Source organism: Parasulfitobacter algicola (assembly GCF_013315265.1).
Lineage (GTDB): Bacteria > Pseudomonadota > Alphaproteobacteria > Rhodobacterales > Rhodobacteraceae > Parasulfitobacter > Parasulfitobacter algicola.
Window position 1 is genome coordinate 1 of sequence record NZ_JABUFE010000048.1, and the last position, 1,160, is coordinate 1,160.

Below are 1,160 nucleotides of genomic sequence, written 5' to 3' on the forward strand. Positions count from 1 at the left end.
CACGGTAAAACTTTAGAACGGACACATTTCCCGGAACGTTTCCAGAGGATATTCACAGACGTTTTATCGCCGCAGCCAGCACTATGATTGCAGAATCCAGCTTGGTCTGCCTTTTGATACCCAGCCTTAAAACAGCAAATGCCGCCTTAAGGCCTGCCTGTTTTCGAAGCCTGGTAAATCTTGAAAGCTGCATGCGGCATTCAGGCGTAAGCATCTCTTTGCATTTTTCCAGACTGAGGATATTTGCATCAATCCAAGTGCGAAACGTTCCGTTTACAACTGCCTTAAGGCGCTCTATTTTTGCAAAACTATTTAGATTTGAACCAAAGCTATTCTGTCCATGTTGCCGGTATAAAACCATAGGTTTTGAATCATAGATAACTTTACCATTGGCACCGGAAATAAGCAGATAGAGCCACCAGTCATGGCCGATAACATTATGATCCGGCCCAGCCTTTTTCACTAGATTAACTGCAGCACTGTTCATCGCCATCGTATTCCCGCCCGCTATGCTTTGAACCAAAGCATTGGAAAATGAAGGCGAGTGCGAAAACCTTTTCGAATACCTGATCGGCTTTGCCTTATCGTTCACAATGATAGTGCGACCACCATATAAAACAGGTTCTTGCGCTGAAAACCTCGCTATTATTTCAATAATATGTTCAATTTTTTCAGGTAACCAAATATCATCCTGATCAGAAAGCATTACAAAATTTTTATGCACATCTATTCGGCATAGGAGCGATAAAAAATTTTGTGAAGATCCTTCTTTCGGCCCTTGGAAAATTTCGACATCGTGATTTGGATATTTACTTTTGAAATCGTTAAGTATTTGCAACGTATTATCTGTCGATCCGTCGTCGCTTACCAGAAGCGACCAATTTTTATAACTTTGATTTATGAAAGATTGCAGTTGATCTTCCAGAAAACGAGAGCCGTTATAAGTCGCCATTAGTATTTTAACATGCCGACCTTGATCCATTACTCTGCTGCTCATCTGTTATATCGTGAAAAAGAGATAGCGATAATTATCACCGTTTAACCCAATCTTTCTGATAGATATAGAAGCTAGAAACCGATTTAAGTATTTACAGATTTGTCACAATAAAAAATCCAGCCTGGTTCAGACCGAACATAGTTGCTTTTGCGGCCCTTTTATA

The 1,160-nt window shown here is 40.3% G+C and carries 1 protein-coding gene; it reads right to left on the minus strand.

Annotation, left to right across the window (positions count from 1 at the left end):
• Positions 1-52: 52 nt before the first annotated feature.
• Positions 53-982 carry a glycosyltransferase family 2 protein gene (locus HRQ87_RS19965; protein ID WP_174140206.1) on the minus strand — a complete coding sequence of 310 codons (930 nt, stop codon included), beginning with the start codon at positions 980-982 and terminating at the stop codon, positions 53-55.
• Positions 983-1,160 lie beyond the last annotated feature (178 nt).

Excerpts from the sequence above, each read along its gene's own strand:
- HRQ87_RS19965 (WP_174140206.1), bottom strand. The coding sequence starts at position 982 with ATGGATCAAGGTCGGCATGTTAAAATACTAATGGCGACTTATAACGGC.